This is a genomic window from Brevundimonas sp. (genome assembly GCF_013912065.1).
Lineage (GTDB): Bacteria > Pseudomonadota > Alphaproteobacteria > Caulobacterales > Caulobacteraceae > Brevundimonas.
Map to the genome: position 1 here is coordinate 49,467 of NZ_JACESA010000011.1, position 17,478 is coordinate 66,944.

Consider the following 17,478-nt stretch of genomic DNA (forward strand, 5'->3'; position numbering starts at 1 on the left):
GGTTTTCTGGATGAGATAAGCTGATGAACCGCCGCACCTTCGGACTGACAATGCTGACCATGGCGCTGGGCGCCTGTGCGACCGGACCCAGCATATCGTCGGACACCACGCCTGGGGCGGAGTTCGCTCACTACCGCACCTATGACTGGGTCAATCTTCCCCCGCCGCCGGGAATGAATCCAGTGGCGCTGGCGCGCATCCGGCAGGGCATCGAGCGAGAGATGGCGGCAAAGGGTTATTCCAGGGCTCGCCCAGGCGATATCACGCTGATCGTCACCGTGGCTGGCAAGGAGCAACTGGATATCAGCCAACGGGGCCCCTTCGCCCATGACCTCAGCGTCCGCAACTACACCGATGGCACGCTGGCGGTGGACGCCTTTGACACGCGAACCCGCCAGCCCATCTGGCACGGCCAGGCAGTCCAAAGGGTTGATCCCCGCAAGCTTGATCCTGAACTGATCGAAGCCGCGATTACTGGCGTCATGGCCCGGTTGCCTTCACGAGACCAGGCGGCGGACGGGCCCTTCACCGGGACCTGAATGGATCCGCTGGCTCTCCCTGCCTACCCTGACTTTCTTGCCCCGCTTAACTCTCCGCAGGGCCGGTAAACGGCTTGTAGATCGCCCGGAACGCGGCCAGCGTCTCGCAACGTTCATTGTGCGCGGCCAGGGCAGGCCAGGCGGCCAGGTCGATCTCGTCGGGGCTGGACTCGCGGGCGTGTTGAAGGGCGCAACCCAGGGCGATGTCGGCGTGGGTCAGGGCGTCGCCTGTCAGCCATTCGGTCGTCGCGGCGGCGCGCAGGGCCTCCAGCGTTTCCAGGCTAGCCGTGATCTGGGCGCGGCAGCGCTGCAGCCAGACCTCCGACCGCACCTCGTGCAGCGCCTTTTCGTAGAACAGGGCCACGATCTTGTCCGATAGGCCGGTCGCCAGCGCGGTGCGATAGAGGATTTCGCGCCGCGCCACGCCCGAGGCGGGGATCAGCGCCTCGGCCCCCGTGACGCGCCGCCGGTCATCCAGCCAGTCCAGCGCGCAGGCGCTGTCGATCACCACCGCCCCATCGCCCAGCACCAGGGCCGGCACGCGGCGCGCGGGGTTGTAGGCGGCGATCTTCTCGCCGTCGCCGAAGGTCGACCACGGCCGGTTCTCGAACGCCATGCCGTACAGGGTCGCGGCGATCCCGACCCGCCGCACGAACGGCGAGTCATACTGGCCGATGAGAATCATCATCCTGCCCCTGAACCCCGGTCAGTTCGCCGACTGGATCGTCCAGTCGGCGATCTGGGTGTTGATGTCGCGCGTCGCCCTGTCGAAAGCGTCGACGATGGCCGCGACACGGTTCTCGGTCGCCGGCTGGGTCACGGTGAAGACCCGCTCCACCGATCGTCCCTGCTCGGGCCGGATCGCGCCGCCGGCGGCCTGACGTTCCGGGGTCGAGCGCAGCTGGGCGCGCGCCGTGACTATGACGTCCGGGACCGCGCCGGGCGAGGAATAGCGCGCCTCGAAGGTCGTCACCGACACCTGCAGCACCAGGGGCGGCGTGCCCGGCTCGCGGCGGCCTAGAACCCGAATCCGGTCGGCCCGATTGGCGAAGGCCGCCTTCAGGCTGTCGTCGAACAGGGTGGCGGCCGGCGAAACCCAGCGGGCCCCGCCGATATAGGCGGTTTCCGTGCCCGTGACGCCCAGGATGCGGTCGTCGCGGGTCGCCTCCGGGAATTCGATGCGGCGGACCGAAACCGAAAGCGGCGCGGGCGCGGCGCCCTCGGCCGATGGCGCGTCGAGGGGCAGGCCGAACCGGTACATCTGCACGGGGTCCGGCGTGGACAGAAGCGAACAGCCGCTCAGCGCCGCAGCCAGGCCCGCGACGGCGGCCATTTGAAGGACAGGACGAAGGATCACGGCTGCACCTCCAGCTCTTTGGATTGGGGACGACCGATGAAGTCGCGCGGACTGGACCGCACCTCGTCGATCAGGGCCTGCAGCGACCGGGTCGCCTCCTGCAGTTCTTCTATGGTGCCGCTCAGCTGCGGCAGGCTCGAGGCGGCGAAGTCGCCCAGCGGCTGTTCCAGCCCTGTGATCGAGCGGTTGGCCGAGGCGATAGCCGTGCGGGCCTCCGCCGTGGCCTGATTGATGTTGGCGATGGCCTGGCGGCCGTCGGTGTTGATCACCTGACGCGTGTCGGCGGCCAGACCCTGGTATTCCAGAATGGCGGCGTTGGCGTTCTTCACCGCCTCTTCCAGCTCGGCGAAGATGGCCTTGCGCGCCTCCAGTTCGGTGGTCAGGGCCTCGACGTTCTTCACGCTGGTCGAGAAGCTGCGGATGTTGTCGTCGGACATGACCCGGTTGATCCGATTCAGCGCATCCACCGTCTGGGCCAGCACCGTGCCCGACCCGCTGAGCAGTTCGGCGATGGGCGACGGCTGGCTCTGCAGCACCGGCACCACATTGTCGGGATACTGCTCCTTCAACAGGGCGCTGTTCGGCGATCCGGCGGTGATCTGGATATAGTTCAGGCCGGTGATGCCCTGCGGCTCCAGCTGGGCGCGCGACGTCACGCGGACCGGCGTCGTGCCGTCCACCCGCACCCGGGCGATGACCTGGTCGCCGCGCTTGGTGTCGATGTTCAGATCGGTGACCTCGCCGACGCGGATGCCGTTGAAATGCACCTCGCCGCCTTCAGACAAGCCGTTGACCGGCCCGTAGAAGACGATGTCGTACAGGTCGTAGTCGCTGTTGAACTGCAACCGGGCCAGCCAGATGGTGAACACCGCCAGCGCCGCCAGCAGGCAGACTGTGGCGATCCCGACCGCGGCGTAATGTGCGTCTCTTTCCATACTTCGGCTCTCCTCAGGCCGCCTTGGTGGCCGCGCGACCGCGCGGTCCCAGGAAGTATTCCTTGATCCACGGATGGTCGGAGCGCTCCAGCTCCTGCACCGTGGCCTTTTCCACGACCCGCTTGTCGGCCAGCACTGCCACCTTGTCGCAGATGGCGTACAGGCTATCGAGGTCGTGTGTGATCATGAAGACGGACAGGCCCAGGTCGTCCGACAGCTGGCGGATCAGTTCGTCGAAGGCGGCCGCCCCGATGGGATCCAGTCCCGCCGTCGGTTCGTCCAGGAACACCAGCTCGGGGTCCAGCGCCAGGGCCCGCGCCAGTCCGGCCCGTTTCTTCATCCCGCCCGACAGTTCGGCGGGCTTCAGGTGATGATGTTCCGGCTTCAGCCCGACCATGGCGATCTTCAGCTCGGCCAGCTCATACATAACCGCCTTGGGCAGTTTGGTGTGCTCCACCAGCGGCGAGGCGACATTCTCCAGCACGCTCAGCGACGAGAACAGGGCGCCCTGCTGGAACAGGATGCCGGTGCGCTTCTCGATGTCCGCCGCCTCGCCGTCGGTCAGGGTGGCGCGGTCATAGCCCAGCACCTTCACCGACCCGCCCTCGGGCTCCTTCAGGCCGATAATGGTGTTCAGCAGCACGGTCTTGCCCGCGCCGGACCCGCCGACCACCCCCATGACTTCGCCCCGCCTGAGGTCCAGGTCCAGGTTCTCGTGGATGGTGCGGTCGCCGAACTGGCTCAGCAGGCCGCGCACCTCGATCAGATTCGGGGTACGGTCATCGGCCGCCGCGCCCGGCGCCGAGGTCGTCGTCGCCTCGGTCATATGTCCAGCTCCAGGAAAATCAGGGCGAAGACGGCGTCCAGCAGGATGATGGCGAAGATCGCCTGCACCACCGCCGCCGTCACCCGCCGCCCCAGGCTTTCCACATCGCCCGCCACCGACATGCCCTGGCGGCAGCCGATGGCGGCGATCACCAGAGCGAAGACGGGCGCCTTCACCAGACCGACCATCATGTGCTGGGCCATCATTCCGTCCTCGAGCAGTCGCTGGAAGAAGAAGGCCGGTCCCAGATTCAGCGAGCTCCAGCAAACGATCAATCCGCCCAACAGACCGCCGATCATCCCCATGAAGGTCAGCAGCGGCAGCATCAGCACCAGGGCGGCCAGACGCGGCACCACCAGGGCCTGGAACGGGTTGACGCCCATCACCTGCATGGCGTCGACCTCCTGGTTCATCCGCATCGACCCGATCTCGGCGGCGAAGGCCGACGCCGACCGCCCCGCCAGCAGGACCGAGGCGATCACCACTGCGAACTCGCGGAACATGGCCACGCCGATCAGCTGCACCGCGAACACCTGGGCGCCGAAGTCGGTCAGCAGGTCCACGCCGATGAAGGCGACGACGGCGCCGATGAAGAAGTTCGTCACCATGACGATCGGGATGGCGTCCAGCCCGGCGCGCTCGGCCTGGCTGACCCAGGCGGGCCAGCGGATGCCGCCGGGGTGTTTCGCGGCCTCGATCACGGCGGCCATCAGACGCCCCAGGAAGGCCAGCGACAGCATGGCCTCGCCGCCAAAGTCATGAACCCCCATGCCGATCTTGGCGAAGGTGCGGGTGAAGGCGTCGGGTCGTCTGGGGGGCGGGGCGCTCTGGCGCTCCAGCGCCTCGATCATCGTATAGATTCGGCCCGCCTCCGGACGATGGGCCCAGGCCGACGGGGGCACCCCGCAACGCGACGCCTGCACCAGCGCCAGGGCGCCGGCGGTGTCGAACCGGCCCAGGTCCCGGGTGTCCACGCTCTCGACCTTGCGCCCGCCCAGGTCCCTGTCCAGCCGTTGCGGCAGACGCCCCAGGGCTGTCGTCGTCCAGTCGCCGATCAGGCGCAGCTTCGCCGCCCCCTGCCCCGCGTCGGAAATCTCGTAGTCGGTCTGGCTCATTGCGCCCCGGAAGTCGGATCGAACGTCACACTGCACCGATCCATGCGAGCAGCGGCCGGATTTCCACTCCGCCTAATGGTCAAGCCTCGGCTCGACGTCAACGCGCGATGACATTCGCCGTCCCTTTTCCGTATCGAGTGTGTCGAACCTGCGTCCCCCATCGGGCTCCCCAACCGCCACGCTGGCGGTCCGATCCAAACGCGGCCGCTCCCGTTTCGTTCGCCGGTCAGCCGAGATGTCGTCGCGCTGCAATCAGGTCCTCGACAAACCCGCGCCGCGCCTCGGCGCGCGCCGCCTTGTCCGGCAGCCTCAACAGATAGGAGGGATGGACCGTCAGCAGGCCGACAGATCCGTCGTCCAGCGCCAGGGCGCGTCCTCTTTCCGTCATCACCGCGGGCTTGCGGCCCAGTATGGCCAGGCCGGCGGTAGCGCCCAGCGCCAGCACCGCCTTCGGCTTGATCAAGCGTCGCTCGGCGTCCAGCCACCAGCGGCAGGCCTGTACCTCGCCGCTGGTGGGCGTCTTGTGCAGCCGGCGCTTGCCGCGCGGCTCGTGTTTGAAATGTTTGACGGCGTTGGTGACATAGACGTCGGACCGGTCGATCCCCGCCTCCTCCAGCGCGGCGTCGAGCACCTGTCCCGCGGGGCCGACGAACGGCTTGCCCGAGAGGTCCTCCTGATCGCCAGGTTGTTCGCCGACGATCATCAGCCGCGCCGACGAGGGCCCCTCGCCGCACACGCCCTGGGTCGCGTCGCGATACAGGGGGCAGCGGCGACAGGCCTGAACGCCACGCTCGACCTCGTCCAAAGTCTTTGGCGGGCTGTCCGCCTCCGGCCGCGCCGCATGAAGGTCCGGCGCCATCGCGCGGCTGAAACGCGTGTTGGGATCTGGCGCGGGCGTATTGACCATGGCTTCCGTCCGAACCTGCGACGCCGCCGTCAGTTCCGGTATCAGGGCCGCCTCGGGCAGGTTCTTCCAATAGGCCTTGGGCATCTCGCCCTGCATCGTTTTCAGCTTCAGCCTCGCCGGATTGAAGGTCGAGGCGTAATAGGTCTTCCAGAATTCCTCGACCTCGTCCTCGGCCGGCGCCATGTCCCGCGTCGCCGCCGGTCCGAAACTCAGCCGTTCCGTGTCCCAGAAGGCCGAGCCGTCCGGCGTCAGGATCGACCACCGCATCGTGGTGAAGCGTCGCTGGAAAAAGGGGGCCGTCTTCTCCACCACCCGATGGGCCGGCTCGAACCAGGCGACCCAGGCTTCGCCCCGCGCATCATGCGTCTGTCGGAAGCGCACGAAGGCCTTCATCTTGTGCGCCGCACGACTGACGTTCTTGGCCCGCTCCAACGCCTCGGCCACATCCCGGTCGGAGATCACCTTCATCAGATCGGGCTCGTCCACCAGCCGCCAGAGCAGGCGGTACAGGAGGTCGAACCGATCCACCGCCCGGTGCAGGATCACCTCACGGGCCAGGTCCACGAAGGCGGCAGGCACGGTGAAATCCTCTGTCTTAAAGGGCGCTGGGAGGACCGTGGGCGCGGACAGACCCTCGAACAATCCACCCTGCCCTTCGGCGCCGCCCACCCGGAACCTCGCCTCGCTGGGGTTCACCCCAGCCAGCCGCATTCCCCGCGCGGCGACCCTCCACCCGTCGAAGTCCGTTTCCGACGCCAGCACCGCCGTACGCATCAGAACAGGCTCAACTGTTCCGGCGCGGCCGACACGCGCGCCTTCAGGTCTACGGCGTCGGTCAGCCCGCCCGGCGTCCAGTCCAAGGCCGTGATGAACGGCCGCACCTTGGCGACTGAACGGGTCAGCCGCCCCACGTCCTCCAGCCTCAGCGTCCGGTAGCGTCGCACCGACACGATCCGGTCGACCGCCTTCACCCCCAGGCCCGGCACCCGCAGCAGCATCTCGCGCGGCGCACGGTTCACATCGACGGGGAACTGCTCGCGCCGGTTCAACGCCCAGGCCAACTTGGGATCGACCGCCAGATCCAGCATCCCGCCCGTCGTCGCCTCCCCGATCTCGGGCGCCGAGAATCCATAGAAGCGCAGCAACCAGTCGGCCTGATACAGGCGGTGTTCTCGCATAAGCGGCGGCTTCGACAGCGGCAGGATCGAACTGGAATCCGGGATCGGGCTGAAGGCCGAATAATAGACCCGTCGCAAGCCGTAACCGCCGTAAAGCGAGGCGCTGCGGTCCAGAATTTCGGTATCGGGCGCCCCGTCCGCCCCAACGATCAACTGGGTGCTCTGCCCGCCGGGGGCGAACCTCGGCGGCTTGATCCGTTCACCTTTCGCCGGCTTGGCCGCCTCTACGCCCAGCCGCACCTGGCTCATGGCCTTCTTGATGACGCCGACATCCTTCTGCGGCGCCAGCCGCGCCAAGGCTTCGTCGCGCGGCAGTTCGATATTGGCAGACAGCCGGTCGGCATACAGACCCGCCAACTCGACCAGTTTGGGATCGGCCTCGGGGATCAGCTTCAGATGGATATAGCCGCGAAAGTCGTGCACCTCGCGCAGCGTCTTGGCCACCAGGACCATCTGCTCCATCGTATAATCGCCGTTGCGGATGATGCCTGACGAAAGAAACAGCCCCTCGATATAGTTGCGGCGATAGAAGTTCAGCGTCAGGTCCACCACCTCGTCCACGCTGAACCGGGCCCGCTCCACGTTCGACGAGGCCCGGTTGATGCAGTAGGCGCAGTCATAAATGCAGAAGTTGGTCAGCAGGATTTTCAGCAGGCTGACGCACCGCCCATCCGGCGTATAGGCGTGGCAGATGCCCATCCCCTCGGTGGAGCCGATGCCCTTGCCCCCGACCGAGTCGCGTTTCGACGTCCCCGACGACGAACAGGAGGCGTCATATTTGGCCGCATCCGCCAGAATCGACAGCTTTTTCCGAAGATCTAGACGCGCCATTTGTTCATGATACGTTCCAATCCCGTCGTCCGTCCAGCGGAGCCGTATTTTTTGCTCGCCCAACGGCTGGTTCTAGCGAAGAAGCTCCAGCAACGAGGTGCTGCGCAGCGAGTTGATCACCTGCGCGGACGCCTCGATCGCCACCTGCGCCGCCTGCAGATCGGTGATCGCCTGAGCCGGGTCATAACCGGCCTTGTCCTGCATCATCTTGTCTAGAGCGAGATTTTGCGACTCGTGCGCGTTCAGCGCCGTTTCGACCTGGTTCTGCACCAGGCCGTTCTTGGCGGTCTGGTTGGTGACGCCCTCGTTGGCTTGGTCGAACTGGGTCAATTGGGCGGTGAGAAAGGCGACGACGCCGGCGCCGGGCTGACCGGTCAGGGTTCCAGGACCCGTGGGCGTATAGGTGACGCCGCCGATGACGACCGGAGTTCCGTTCTGATAGGCCTGCATGTTGCGGAACACGTCGGTCAGAGGCCCGCCGATCTCGCTGGCCAGAAAACCGGTCTCGACGAGGGTGTTCTCGTCGATGCGCGACTTCTGTTTCAGGTCGTCGTTCGCGAAGGTCGAGGCCGTCGAGGGAGCCGCAGCCAGATCCGCCATGGTCTTGGCCGTAGCCGGCGCGGCGTCGCCGCGTCCACCGCCGAACAGATAGGAGCCCTGGTGTTCGGCGTTCAACCCGCTCTGGATGTGCTGATACTGCAGGCCGAGCTCGGTCATCAGATTGGTGATATTGCCGGCCGCGATCCCATCGGCGATCGCTTCTCGCGCGCCCGTCCCGCCTTCGTAGATGCGGGTCATGGCCAGGTCCTGAGCGCTCAGTCGCGCCGCCGCGCTCTCGCCGGCGCCGATGAACCCTTCCAGCCGCGCCTTTGTCGAGGTCAGGCTGGTCAGTTGTTCGGCGCCCCGGCCATAGCCGGACATGTTGGTGGCGATCTTCTCGCTGTCGATCCGCTCCTGCGCGAGTTCCGCGCGGCTTTGGGCGCTCATGAGATTGAGCAGCGCCGACTGATAGTTCCCGAAGGTGGCGACCCGTGTCATTGCAGAATCCCGAGCAACACGTCGTACATGTCCTTGCTGGCCTGGATCAGGCGGGCGGAGGCGTTATAGGCCTGTTGGAAGGTGGTCATATTGACGAGCTCCTCGTCCATGTTGACGCCCTCGGCAGAGTTGCGGCGACTGCCCGCCTCCTGCGCCAGAGCCGTCGCCGTCTCGGCTCGGGTCTTGGCCGCGGCGCCCTTGGCGCCGATGTCGCCCGCAAAGTCGGCCGCGTAGGCCGAAAGGGTCTTGATCCCGCCGCCATTGCCGCCGGCGGAAGCGAAGTTGACGTTCTTCTTGCCGGCGTCGGACAGCAACAGGCCGCCTCGCCCGTCGTTCTTGCTCAGCGCCGACGTCCCCGCCGGGGCCGACAGGTTCAACTGGGCCAGAGCCAGTTTCCCGGGATCCTGCTGGATGTCGCTGCGAACCGAATAGGCGCCCGCTCGCGTCGCGCCGGTCCCGCCCAGACCGAACAACTCCGACATCGACACGCCCGAGGGGTCCTGGGTCGTGCCGTCATTCACCACGCTCATGGTGGTGGCGGCGGAGGCGTTATAGGCCTTGAAACTCAGGGTTCCAGACGCATCCAGGCTGAACGCGCCGTACCGTCCCACGCCCGACACGGGATCGTTCAGAGCGGTCAGCAGTTCGCCCATGGTGCCGGTTCCCGCCGGCACGGCCACCGTCACGTCCCTCAGTCGCGAGCCGGACTCGCTGGTGAAGCGGAACGTCAGGTTCTCGCCCACGTCGAACCCATGTTGCGACGTCAGGGTCAGGCCGGTGTCGTAGAAGGTCGGCGTCGTCGTGCTGACCAGGTCGTTCATCCCGAACCAGTGCGAAAATCCGCGTCCGCCCTTGCTGCTCGGCGTCGTGGCGTCGTCGGCGATGGCGATTCCGTTGCCGGCCTGTCCTTCGATCTGCAGCCGTCCATCCGCGAAACTGACCGTCGCCGCCCCGCCCAACTGGGCGTTGATCGTCGTCAGGAAGGTCGTGGGATCGGCGGCGACGCCGTTGATCGTCATGGTCGCGCCCGAGAAGACGATCTCGGCCGAGGCCTGTATCACGCCCGCGCTGTCCACCGCCGTGATCGTCGTCGTGCCGGTGAAGCCTGTCAGGGCGTTGTCCAGCGACTGGCCGGTGTTTCGGCCAGTCAGACTGGTGGGCGCCGGCACGCTGCTGTTGGTGTTGTGCGCCCGGTTCAGCTCGTCGGCCAGCTTGGCCGTAAGTTCGCCCAGCCGGGCTGCGGCGGCCGGCGCATCGACATCGCGCAGTTCGACCAGCCCCCGGATCTCGCCAGAAGACACGCCGTCCAGCAGCGGCCAGCGCGTCCCGTTCGGCTCGGTGATCATGATGTCCGAAAAGGCCGTGGCGGCCCCCACGGTGCCCGCGGCCTGATAGGACAGCGTCGCATGTCCCTCTCCGACCAGGGTCATGCCGGTCCCGGTCCGCAACGTCACGCCGCCGTTCGCCCGGGGCTCGATCTTGACGTCCATATACTGGGACAGTTGGTTGATCAGCGTCTGTTGGGCGTTCTGAGCGCCGGTCACGTCCTGGTTGATGACCGAACCGGAAGAGATCGTCTTGTTCAGCTTGTCGATCTGTTCCAGCAGCGGATTGACCGTTTCGACCGCGCTCTGCAGACGGCTATCGGCCTCCTGCCGCGCCGACTGGATCTGCGTGGCGATGCCGGAGGCCTCGTTGAACAAGGCTTGCGTCTTGTAGACCGTATCCTGACGCGCCGCCGAAGAGGTCGGACTTTCGCCCAAGGTCGCATAGCTGGCGAACAGTTTGTCGATACCCGCGAAGAAGCCGCCGTCGCCGCTGGGATCGCCGAACTGGGTTTGAATCTGGTCGTACAGTTCATAGCGCACCGTCTGGCGCGCCGAGTCGGCATTGGCGCTCATTCCGGCGGCCTGAAGGAACCGGTTCGTCGCCAGGCGCACCCGTGCGACGTCGACGCCCGAGCCATATCCCTCTGTTACGGCCGCCGTCTGATCGGCGACCTTGCGCACGTAACCGGCGGTGTTGACGTTGGCGATATTGTCGGAGGTGATGCGCAACTGAGCCTGCGCCGTCTGCAGGCCCGAGGTCGCGATATTCATGATGGACGTCAGCGACATGAATGCGTCTCCCTCGCCTCACCCGGCAAGCTCTGCCCTGAAACACGCAATTCTTGCCCGGCCACGCGCCGCCGCCGCTCAAGGAGAGCGTTGTTTTTCAACGATATTGCTAACCGCGCAATCTTCATGACCGGCAAGGTGCGCAAGCGTCGGGCCAAATATGTCCGATACGAAACTTCTTCCCGAAAATGCGACAGCCTCGATACGTCGATGACGCATTCCGTGCCGGGCAAAAACTTACGAAGGCACGGCAATAAACGACCATGATCGGCGCAAGACCCCTCCCGACTTTCGAATTTATCTATTGTTATCAACGCTCAACAAACTGGCCCGCCCTTTGCGACGAGGGAACATGAAGAACCAGGCGCAGCAGGCGCCGCCCAAACCTGAAAGTCGCCTGCGCTCCCATGCCGTCCGCATTCGCCATGTTCGCCTCCGTGCCTCCGGTTCCCGCCGGAACGCCCGCCGCTGCGCCGAACGGTCAGGACGGCGAGGCGGCCAATCTCTTCTCCTCGCAACTGGCTGACGTCTTCCAGGGCTTGGCGAAGACCGAGGCGGCGCCGACCGACACGCCTCATCGCGCGCCGGGCCGCCTGTCCATGCTGAAGATCTCGGCAGCCGATCTGGGGGCCGCGGAGGCCGCGTCCGTCCCGGTTGAAAAGGTCGAGGTCGACGCCATCCAGCCGCTCCTGATCGATACGCCTACGCCGGACGCCGACGCCCAGACCGATCCGGCAGACCCAGCGGTCGTGGAGCCGTCACAGGATGTTCCGGTTCAGGCCGCGCCTCAGCCCATTTCGCTCGTCCCCGCCGTGACGCCATCGACCGTGGCTGAGCCTTCGTCCGCCGCTTCTACGGAGGTCGCGACCAAGGGTTCGACCGATACGGGCCTGATGGTCCTGAACGTCGCAGAGGCGAACGCCCCCCGACCGGTCGCTCCGTCTATCAACGAGGTCGTTCAACAGATTCCGGTCGAAGCGGACATCAAGCCCGCCAAGCCGGATCAGACCCCGCCTTCGATCGAGACCAAGGCCGAGGCGGACCCGACGGCTGCCACGCCGGTTCCTTCCGTCAAGGTTCTGGGGTCCGAAGACGGTGTGAAGAGCCTGCCGACGAAAACGACGACCGATCCGACAACGCCTGTCCCTCAGACAGCAACCGCCGCCCCGTCTCCCGCGGCGGCGATGGGCCAAGGCTCGTCCGTCGCAACTAACAAGGTCGTAGCCCCTGCCCCCGCCGGAAACTCCACCTCGCAGTCGACTTCACCCGCCACGACGGTAGCCGGTGTCGCCGAGGCCTCAGTCGAACCCACGGCGACGCCCAAGGTCGAGATCAAGGTCGCCGTCCAGCCGGCCGCGGTCACAGCCCAACCGGTCCAGATCGCCGCCGCCGCAAATCTGAAACTGGCGGTATCCGAAGCGGTCAAGGCGATCGACGTCGAAAAGGAGTCAGCGGCTGAGACCGTGTCGGACGCCCTCCCGGCCTCCGACCTAGGTTCCGAAGCCGGCGCCGCGACGACGCCGCGGTCCGACCTAGCCCCGGCCAAGCCCGCGACGCCTTCCTTGCAGCAACACCCCGTCCTGCCCAGGTCCGCCCAGACCGATGCGGCGAGACCCGCCCAAAACGGATCGCAATCAACTTCGACCGATCACGTCGCGATGGCCGACGCCGCCCCGCCCCCAGGCCGGACCGCCGCTGATGCAGCCTCAGTTCAGACCGGCCCCGCTCCGATCGGGATCGTCGCGACAGCGGATGCGGCGTTCCTGGTCTCGGACCCCGCCGCACCTGTCGATGCGCCTGCGGAAACCCGCGCCCTCGACGTCGCCACGACCACGACCCAGGCGACCAGCGCCTCCTCCCTGTCGCGCGCCACCATCGAGACCACCGCGCATCTGGCCGCCCAGATCGCCCGCAAGCTGGAAGGACGTTCGACCCGGTTCGACATGGTCCTGACGCCCGAGGATCTGGGCCGGGTCGATGTCAGCCTCGAGATCGGTTCGGACGGTCAACTGGCCGCGCGCCTGGCCTTCGACAATCCCGCCGCCGCCGCCGACCTGCGTGGACGCGCCGACGAACTGCGCCGCCAGCTTCAGGAAGCCGGCTTCCAGGTCTCCAGCGACTCTCTCGACTTCACCCAGCGCGACACGTCCTCCGGCGGAGGGTTCGACCGGCAGCAGCAGCAGCGTCAGACCTCGTTCGCCGGCGCTTCGCGTCTGATCGACCAGGCCGATCTCTCCGTCACGCCCCCTCCGGGCGCCTGGACCAACCATTCCCAGACGCGCGACCGCGTCGATGTGAGGGTCTGACCCCATGGCCGATGCGATTTCATCTGTTGACGCCTCGGGCCGCCTGAACAGCGGCACGCAGATGATGGCCTCGAATTTCGAGACCTTCCTGACCCTGCTGACGACGCAGTTGAAGAACCAGGATCCTTTGTCGCCGCTCGACTCCAACGAGTTCACGGCCCAGCTGACCCAGATGGCGGGCGTCGAGCAGCAACTGCTGACGAACGACCTGCTGACCAGCCTGTTGGCCGCCCAGTCCGCCGGCGGTCTCGACAACGCCTCGAACTATATCGGCAAGGAGGTCACAGCCGCCTGGACCGCCACCTCGCTGGAAAACGGCAAGGCGTCCTGGAGCTACGAACTGGGCGCGAACGCCGAGAATGTGAAACTGCAGGTGGTCGACAGCAAGGGCAAGGTCGTCTGGGAAGGCGCCGCTCCGGAAAAGACGACCGGCCTGCACGACTTCACCTGGGACGGCAAGATGACCGGGGGCGACACCGCCGAAGATGGCGGCGTCTATACGCTGAAGGTCTCGGCGACCGGGGCGGGCGGCGCCGTGGTCGACAGCCAGGCCCTGATCCGCGGCCGCGTCACCGGCGTCGAGATGTACGACGGCGCCCCCTATCTGGTGATCGGCGATTCCATACTTCCGCTTTCGACCGTGATTTCGCTGAACGAGATCGCGAACAAGCCGAGCAACGACGATACGGAGAATCCGGACGTCCCGACCGAGGAGGCGGCCGCATGATGCGCTCCGCCGCCTTCCCGATGATTTCCATTCAAGGAGCGTATTCATGAGCTTGAACAGCGCAATGCTGGCCGGCGTGTCCGGCCTGGCCGCCAACTCCGCCGCCCTGGCGGCGATTTCCCAGAACATCGCCAACGTCAACACCGTCGGCTACAAGCGCTCGCAGGGCGAGTTCCAGACTCTGGTCAACAGCCAGACCCGCGCGGGCGGCTCCTATTCCGCCGGCGGCGTCATGGCCAACGCCCGGTCCTTCATCAGCCAGGAAGGCCAGCTCCAGCGCACGACCGAGAGCACCGACCTCGCGGTCAGCGGCCAGGGTTTCTTCGTCACCACGACTCAGGCCGAGAACGTCGGCGCCACCGACACCCGCCTGTTCACCCGCGCCGGCGCCTTCCGCGTCGATAACCTGGGCTATCTGAAGAACAGCGCCGGTCTTTATCTGCAGGGCTGGCCCGTCGATTCCAACGGCGACATTTCAACCGACCCTTCCGACCTGTCGCGCCTTCGCTCGATCAATATCGGCCAAGTCGGCGGCACGGCCGAACCGACCACCCGCGTCCAGATCAACGCCAACCTGCGTTCTACTCAGGCTGTTTCGTCCGCAGCCGGTCCCAACACCTACAACGGCGTGGATGACGCAGCCATACCGCCAGTCGCCCACAATCTGGACGTTTCCTACAAGCGCACCGGCGTCGACACCTATGAGGTGACGGTCAAGACCGGCATCACCAAGATCACGGGCACGGCCGTCTATGCCGCCGGCGCCCTGACGAGCTTCACCCCCACCGCAGGCGCCAACGGGTCGGCCACGGCCACGGCTACGACGCTCTCCATCACCCCGACCAGCGGCACGCCGCCGGTGGCGGGCACCGCGTTTGACATAGACTTCACCCAGATCGGCCTCGCGACCGACGGCATCGCCAAGACCAAGTATGATCCTTCGGTCAACTCGATGGCCATGTACAGCGCCGACGACGACAACCCCGTGGGTGTCAAACCGGATTTCAAGATGAACATCCCGGTGTCCGACTCCAAGGGCGGTCAACGCAATCTGGAAATCCGATTCCTGAAGAGCGCCGAACCGAACCAATGGTATGCTGAAATCGTGTCGGTTCCGGCCAGTGACGTCGTGACCGGCTCCCCCTATTCCAATGGCCAGATCAAGACCGGCCTGATCGCCTTCACCCCTTCAGGTCGTCTGGACATCGACACGATGCAGAGCTGGCCGGCGGGAACCGGCCTGTTCGACGACCCTGAACAAGCGAGCTTGTCCTTCCTGGAATCCGATCCGAACAACACCATCGACCCCGCCGACCCGCTGGACGACGGAAAGGTCAAATGGGCCGACGGCCTGGGCATCGCGGCCCAGACTGTGACCCTGGATCTGAATACGTCGGCCGGCGGTCTCAGCCAGTTGAACACGGCCTCGGTGGTGCAGTCGACGATCACCAACGGCACCGCCTTCGGCAATCTGAGCGAAATCACGATCGACCAGGGCGGTTTCGTCACCGCCATCTTCGACAACGGCGTCATGCGCCGGATCGCCCAGGTCGCCATCGCAACCTTCCCCAGCCCCGACAGCCTGAAGGAAATCTCCGGCAACGCCTACGCCGTCAGCCTGGAGAGCGGCACCTTCAACCTGAAGGGGGCCGGCACCGGCGGCGCGGGCACGATCGAGGCCCAACAGCTCGAATCCTCGACCGTCGATCTGTCGGCGGAGTTTACGGGCCTGATCACCACGCAGCGGGCCTATTCCGCCTCGTCCAAAATCATCACCACGGCGGACGAAATGCTCGCCGAACTGATTAACATCAAACGCTGATCGGCGAGTAACTAAGCGTTAGTTTCAATGAATCGTCGTTCAAGGAAGGTTTACAGAGTCATTTGTGGGGGGACGAGTTTTATCCGTTCCTTCACCACGACGCTTAAACCGACCTTAGCGGGGCGCGGCTACATTCATGACACTACGGTGTTGGTGAAAGAGGCATAAGCCCATGTTGCAAGAGCGACGCCTGAATAGCAAAGGCGAACAATACGTGGTCGGACCGACTGGCACGCCCCTGACCCTGAACGATCTGCCGCCGTCCGATACGGATCGGTGGGTGATCCGCCGCAAGGCCGAGGTCGTCGCCGCCGTTCGCGGCGGCCTGCTCAGCCTGGACGACGCCCTGGCGAAGTACCGGCTGACGGCGGAAGAGTTCCTGGCCTGGCAGAAGGCCATCGACAAATGGGGCATGCAGGGTCTGCGCACGACGCGGATCCAGAGCTACCGCTCCTAAGACGGGTTCCCCCGAAGACGGCGAGGGCCGCATCCGGCGACGGATGCGGCCCTTTCGTTTGTCGTCCGCCCTCGAAATCGCCCCGGTTACATACTAAATGGCCGCGATGACCCTGGTCGAAGACATCTGCCCCGTTCCGAACATCGTCCGCACCGACATGGATGCGGCGGTCGAGAGGGCGCGGGCGGCGGTCGGACTGCCGGTCGGCGCCCGCGTGGTCGCGGCCATGTCGGGCGGGGTGGATTCCACCGTCGTCGCCGCCCTGCTGCACAAGGCCGGTTATGATGTGGTGGGCGTCACGCTTCAGCTTTACGACCATGGCGCGGCGCTGAAGAAGAAGGGCGCCTGCTGCGCGGGTCAGGACATCCACGACGCGCGTCTGGCCGCCGAGATGATCGGCATCCCCCATTATGTGCTGGACTACGAAAGCCGGTTCCGCGACGCCGTCATCGACCAATTCGCCGACAGTTATCTGAAGGGCCAGACGCCGGTCCCCTGCATCCGCTGCAATCAGACGGTCAAGTTCCGCGACCTGCTGGACGTCGCCCGCGACCTGGGCGCCGAAGCCATGGCGACGGGCCACTATGTCCGCCGCGCCGTCGCCGGCAATCGCTCGCAGATGCGCAAGGCGATCGATCATTCGCGCGACCAATCCTATTTCCTGTTCGCCACCACCCAGGACCAGCTCGACTATCTGCGCTTCCCCCTGGCGGATCTGGAAAAGCCCCAGGTGCGGGGCGTCGCCGCCGAACTGGGCCTGAAGATCGCCGCCAAGCCGGACAGCCAGGACATCTGTTTTGTCCCGTCGGGCGACTATCGCACCCTGATCGATCGTCTGCGCCCGCAAGGCCGCGAGGCGGGCGAGATCGTGCATATGGACGGCCGGGTGCTGGGCAGCCACGCCGGCATCACCGACTACACCATCGGCCAACGCCGGGGTCTGAACGTCGCCGTCGGCGAGCCCCTTTTCGTGGTCAAGCTGGAGCCTGAAACGCGCCGTGTCATCGTCGGTCCGCGCGAAGCCTTGCTGACGGCCTCCCTCATGCTTGAGGAAACCAACTGGCTTGGCGACGAAGCGACCATAATCGAGGCGGCTGAGGCCGGCGCCCCCGTCCTGGCCCGCGTCCGCTCGACCCGCGCCCCCTCCTCCGCCCGCCTGGCCCTGGTCGACGGAGAGGTCCGCGTCGTGTTCGACAAGGGCGAGGAAGGGGTCGCGCCGGGTCAGGCCTGCGCGCTTTATGATCCGGCGGATCCGGACCGCGTTCTGGGCGGCGGCTTTATTCGAGAGACGACGGCCGTCGTTTCCTAGCGCTGTTATATTAA

15 protein-coding genes are annotated in these 17,478 nt (G+C 66.0%); 6 read left to right on the plus strand and 9 right to left on the minus strand.

All coding sequences use genetic code 11. From position 1 onward, the window contains the following. The first annotated feature begins 23 nt into the window (after nucleotides 1-23). Nucleotides 24-539: a DUF4136 domain-containing protein gene (locus H2037_RS10940; protein WP_292121546.1), complete on the plus strand. Its 516-nt coding sequence runs from the start codon at nucleotides 24-26 to the stop codon at nucleotides 537-539. Between the two features lie 46 nt (nucleotides 540-585). On the opposite strand, the gene H2037_RS10945 is transcribed toward H2037_RS10940, so the two are convergent. The 9 genes from H2037_RS10945 to flgK form a co-directional block, all read right to left on the minus strand. Next, entirely contained in the window at nucleotides 586-1,227 is a 642-nt protein-coding gene (locus H2037_RS10945) for a glutathione S-transferase C-terminal domain-containing protein (RefSeq protein ID WP_292121550.1), read from the minus strand. An 18-nt stretch (nucleotides 1,228-1,245) separates the two neighbouring features. Beyond that, nucleotides 1,246-1,896, minus strand: coding sequence for an ABC-type transport auxiliary lipoprotein family protein (locus H2037_RS10950; RefSeq protein ID WP_292121554.1), 651 nt, complete (start codon nucleotides 1,894-1,896; stop codon nucleotides 1,246-1,248). Continuing rightward, nucleotides 1,893-2,831 carry an MlaD family protein gene (locus tag H2037_RS10955; protein WP_292121558.1) on the minus strand — a complete coding sequence of 313 codons (939 nt, stop codon included), beginning with the start codon at nucleotides 2,829-2,831 and terminating at the stop codon, nucleotides 1,893-1,895. Before H2037_RS10955 ends, H2037_RS10950 begins: the two co-directional genes overlap by 4 nt. Nucleotides 2,832-2,844: 13 nt before the next feature. Then, nucleotides 2,845-3,657 carry an ABC transporter ATP-binding protein gene (locus tag H2037_RS10960; protein WP_292121561.1) on the minus strand — a complete coding sequence of 271 codons (813 nt, stop codon included), beginning with the start codon at nucleotides 3,655-3,657 and terminating at the stop codon, nucleotides 2,845-2,847. Beyond that, nucleotides 3,654-4,772, minus strand: coding sequence for an ABC transporter permease (locus H2037_RS10965; RefSeq protein WP_292121563.1), 1,119 nt, complete (start codon nucleotides 4,770-4,772; stop codon nucleotides 3,654-3,656). The genes H2037_RS10960 and H2037_RS10965 overlap by 4 nt, the downstream gene beginning before the upstream one ends. Nucleotides 4,773-4,998: 226 nt before the next feature. Beyond that, complete coding sequence (locus tag H2037_RS10970) at nucleotides 4,999-6,453, minus strand: UdgX family uracil-DNA binding protein (RefSeq protein WP_292121565.1); 1,455 nt, start codon at nucleotides 6,451-6,453, stop codon at nucleotides 4,999-5,001. Next, nucleotides 6,453-7,688 carry a putative DNA modification/repair radical SAM protein gene (locus H2037_RS10975; protein ID WP_292121568.1) on the minus strand — a complete coding sequence of 412 codons (1,236 nt, stop codon included), beginning with the start codon at nucleotides 7,686-7,688 and terminating at the stop codon, nucleotides 6,453-6,455. The genes H2037_RS10970 and H2037_RS10975 overlap by 1 nt, the downstream gene beginning before the upstream one ends. Before the next feature lie 72 nt (nucleotides 7,689-7,760). Further along, nucleotides 7,761-8,726 carry a flagellin gene (locus tag H2037_RS10980; protein ID WP_292121571.1) on the minus strand — a complete coding sequence of 322 codons (966 nt, stop codon included), beginning with the start codon at nucleotides 8,724-8,726 and terminating at the stop codon, nucleotides 7,761-7,763. Beyond that, entirely contained in the window at nucleotides 8,723-10,843 is a 2,121-nt protein-coding gene (gene flgK, locus H2037_RS10985; protein WP_292121575.1) for a flagellar hook-associated protein FlgK, read from the minus strand. The genes H2037_RS10980 and flgK overlap by 4 nt, the downstream gene beginning before the upstream one ends. Nucleotides 10,844-11,250: 407 nt before the next feature. Here flgK and H2037_RS10990 point away from each other — a divergent pair, with 407 nt between their 5' ends. From H2037_RS10990 to mnmA, 5 genes are all read left to right on the plus strand, one after another. Next, nucleotides 11,251-13,149, plus strand: a complete 1,899-nt coding sequence (locus tag H2037_RS10990) for a flagellar hook-length control protein FliK (RefSeq protein WP_292121576.1) — start codon at nucleotides 11,251-11,253, stop codon at nucleotides 13,147-13,149. Between the two features lie 4 nt (nucleotides 13,150-13,153). Then, a complete protein-coding gene (locus tag H2037_RS10995) occupies nucleotides 13,154-13,876 on the plus strand; it encodes a flagellar hook capping FlgD N-terminal domain-containing protein (protein WP_292121578.1) in 723 nt (240 codons plus the stop codon). A 46-nt stretch (nucleotides 13,877-13,922) separates the two neighbouring features. Continuing rightward, a complete protein-coding gene (gene flgE, locus H2037_RS11000) occupies nucleotides 13,923-15,698 on the plus strand; it encodes a flagellar hook protein FlgE (RefSeq protein ID WP_292121580.1) in 1,776 nt (591 codons plus the stop codon). A 172-nt stretch (nucleotides 15,699-15,870) separates the two neighbouring features. Next, nucleotides 15,871-16,155, plus strand: coding sequence for a DUF1153 domain-containing protein (locus tag H2037_RS11005; RefSeq protein ID WP_292121583.1), 285 nt, complete (start codon nucleotides 15,871-15,873; stop codon nucleotides 16,153-16,155). Between the two features lie 97 nt (nucleotides 16,156-16,252). Next, nucleotides 16,253-17,464 (plus strand): tRNA 2-thiouridine(34) synthase MnmA, encoded by a 1,212-nt coding sequence (gene mnmA, locus H2037_RS11010; protein WP_292121586.1) that lies wholly within the window; start codon nucleotides 16,253-16,255, stop codon nucleotides 17,462-17,464. Nucleotides 17,465-17,478 lie beyond the last annotated feature (14 nt).

What these genes read in the sequence shown, in the direction of transcription:
- H2037_RS10980 (WP_292121571.1), bottom strand. Translation starts at nt 8,726, where the DNA reads ATGACACGGGTCGCCACCTTCGGGAACTATCAGTCGGCGCTGCTCAAT.
- H2037_RS10960 (WP_292121561.1), bottom strand. Translation starts at nt 3,657, where the DNA reads ATGACCGAGGCGACGACGACCTCGGCGCCGGGCGCGGCGGCCGATGAC.
- H2037_RS11005 (WP_292121583.1), top strand. Translation starts at nt 15,871, where the DNA reads ATGTTGCAAGAGCGACGCCTGAATAGCAAAGGCGAACAATACGTGGTC.
- H2037_RS10970 (WP_292121565.1), bottom strand. Translation starts at nt 6,453, where the DNA reads ATGCGTACGGCGGTGCTGGCGTCGGAAACGGACTTCGACGGGTGGAGG.
- H2037_RS10945 (WP_292121550.1), bottom strand. Translation starts at nt 1,227, where the DNA reads ATGATGATTCTCATCGGCCAGTATGACTCGCCGTTCGTGCGGCGGGTC.
- H2037_RS10955 (WP_292121558.1), bottom strand. Translation starts at nt 2,831, where the DNA reads ATGGAAAGAGACGCACATTACGCCGCGGTCGGGATCGCCACAGTCTGC.
- H2037_RS10975 (WP_292121568.1), bottom strand. Translation starts at nt 7,688, where the DNA reads ATGGCGCGTCTAGATCTTCGGAAAAAGCTGTCGATTCTGGCGGATGCG.
- H2037_RS10990 (WP_292121576.1), top strand. Translation starts at nt 11,251, where the DNA reads ATGCCGTCCGCATTCGCCATGTTCGCCTCCGTGCCTCCGGTTCCCGCC.
- flgE (WP_292121580.1), top strand. Translation starts at nt 13,923, where the DNA reads ATGAGCTTGAACAGCGCAATGCTGGCCGGCGTGTCCGGCCTGGCCGCC.
- H2037_RS10940 (WP_292121546.1), top strand. Translation starts at nt 24, where the DNA reads ATGAACCGCCGCACCTTCGGACTGACAATGCTGACCATGGCGCTGGGC.
- mnmA (WP_292121586.1), top strand. Translation starts at nt 16,253, where the DNA reads ATGGCCGCGATGACCCTGGTCGAAGACATCTGCCCCGTTCCGAACATC.
- flgK (WP_292121575.1), bottom strand. Translation starts at nt 10,843, where the DNA reads ATGTCGCTGACGTCCATCATGAATATCGCGACCTCGGGCCTGCAGACG.
- H2037_RS10995 (WP_292121578.1), top strand. Translation starts at nt 13,154, where the DNA reads ATGGCCGATGCGATTTCATCTGTTGACGCCTCGGGCCGCCTGAACAGC.
- H2037_RS10965 (WP_292121563.1), bottom strand. Translation starts at nt 4,772, where the DNA reads ATGAGCCAGACCGACTACGAGATTTCCGACGCGGGGCAGGGGGCGGCG.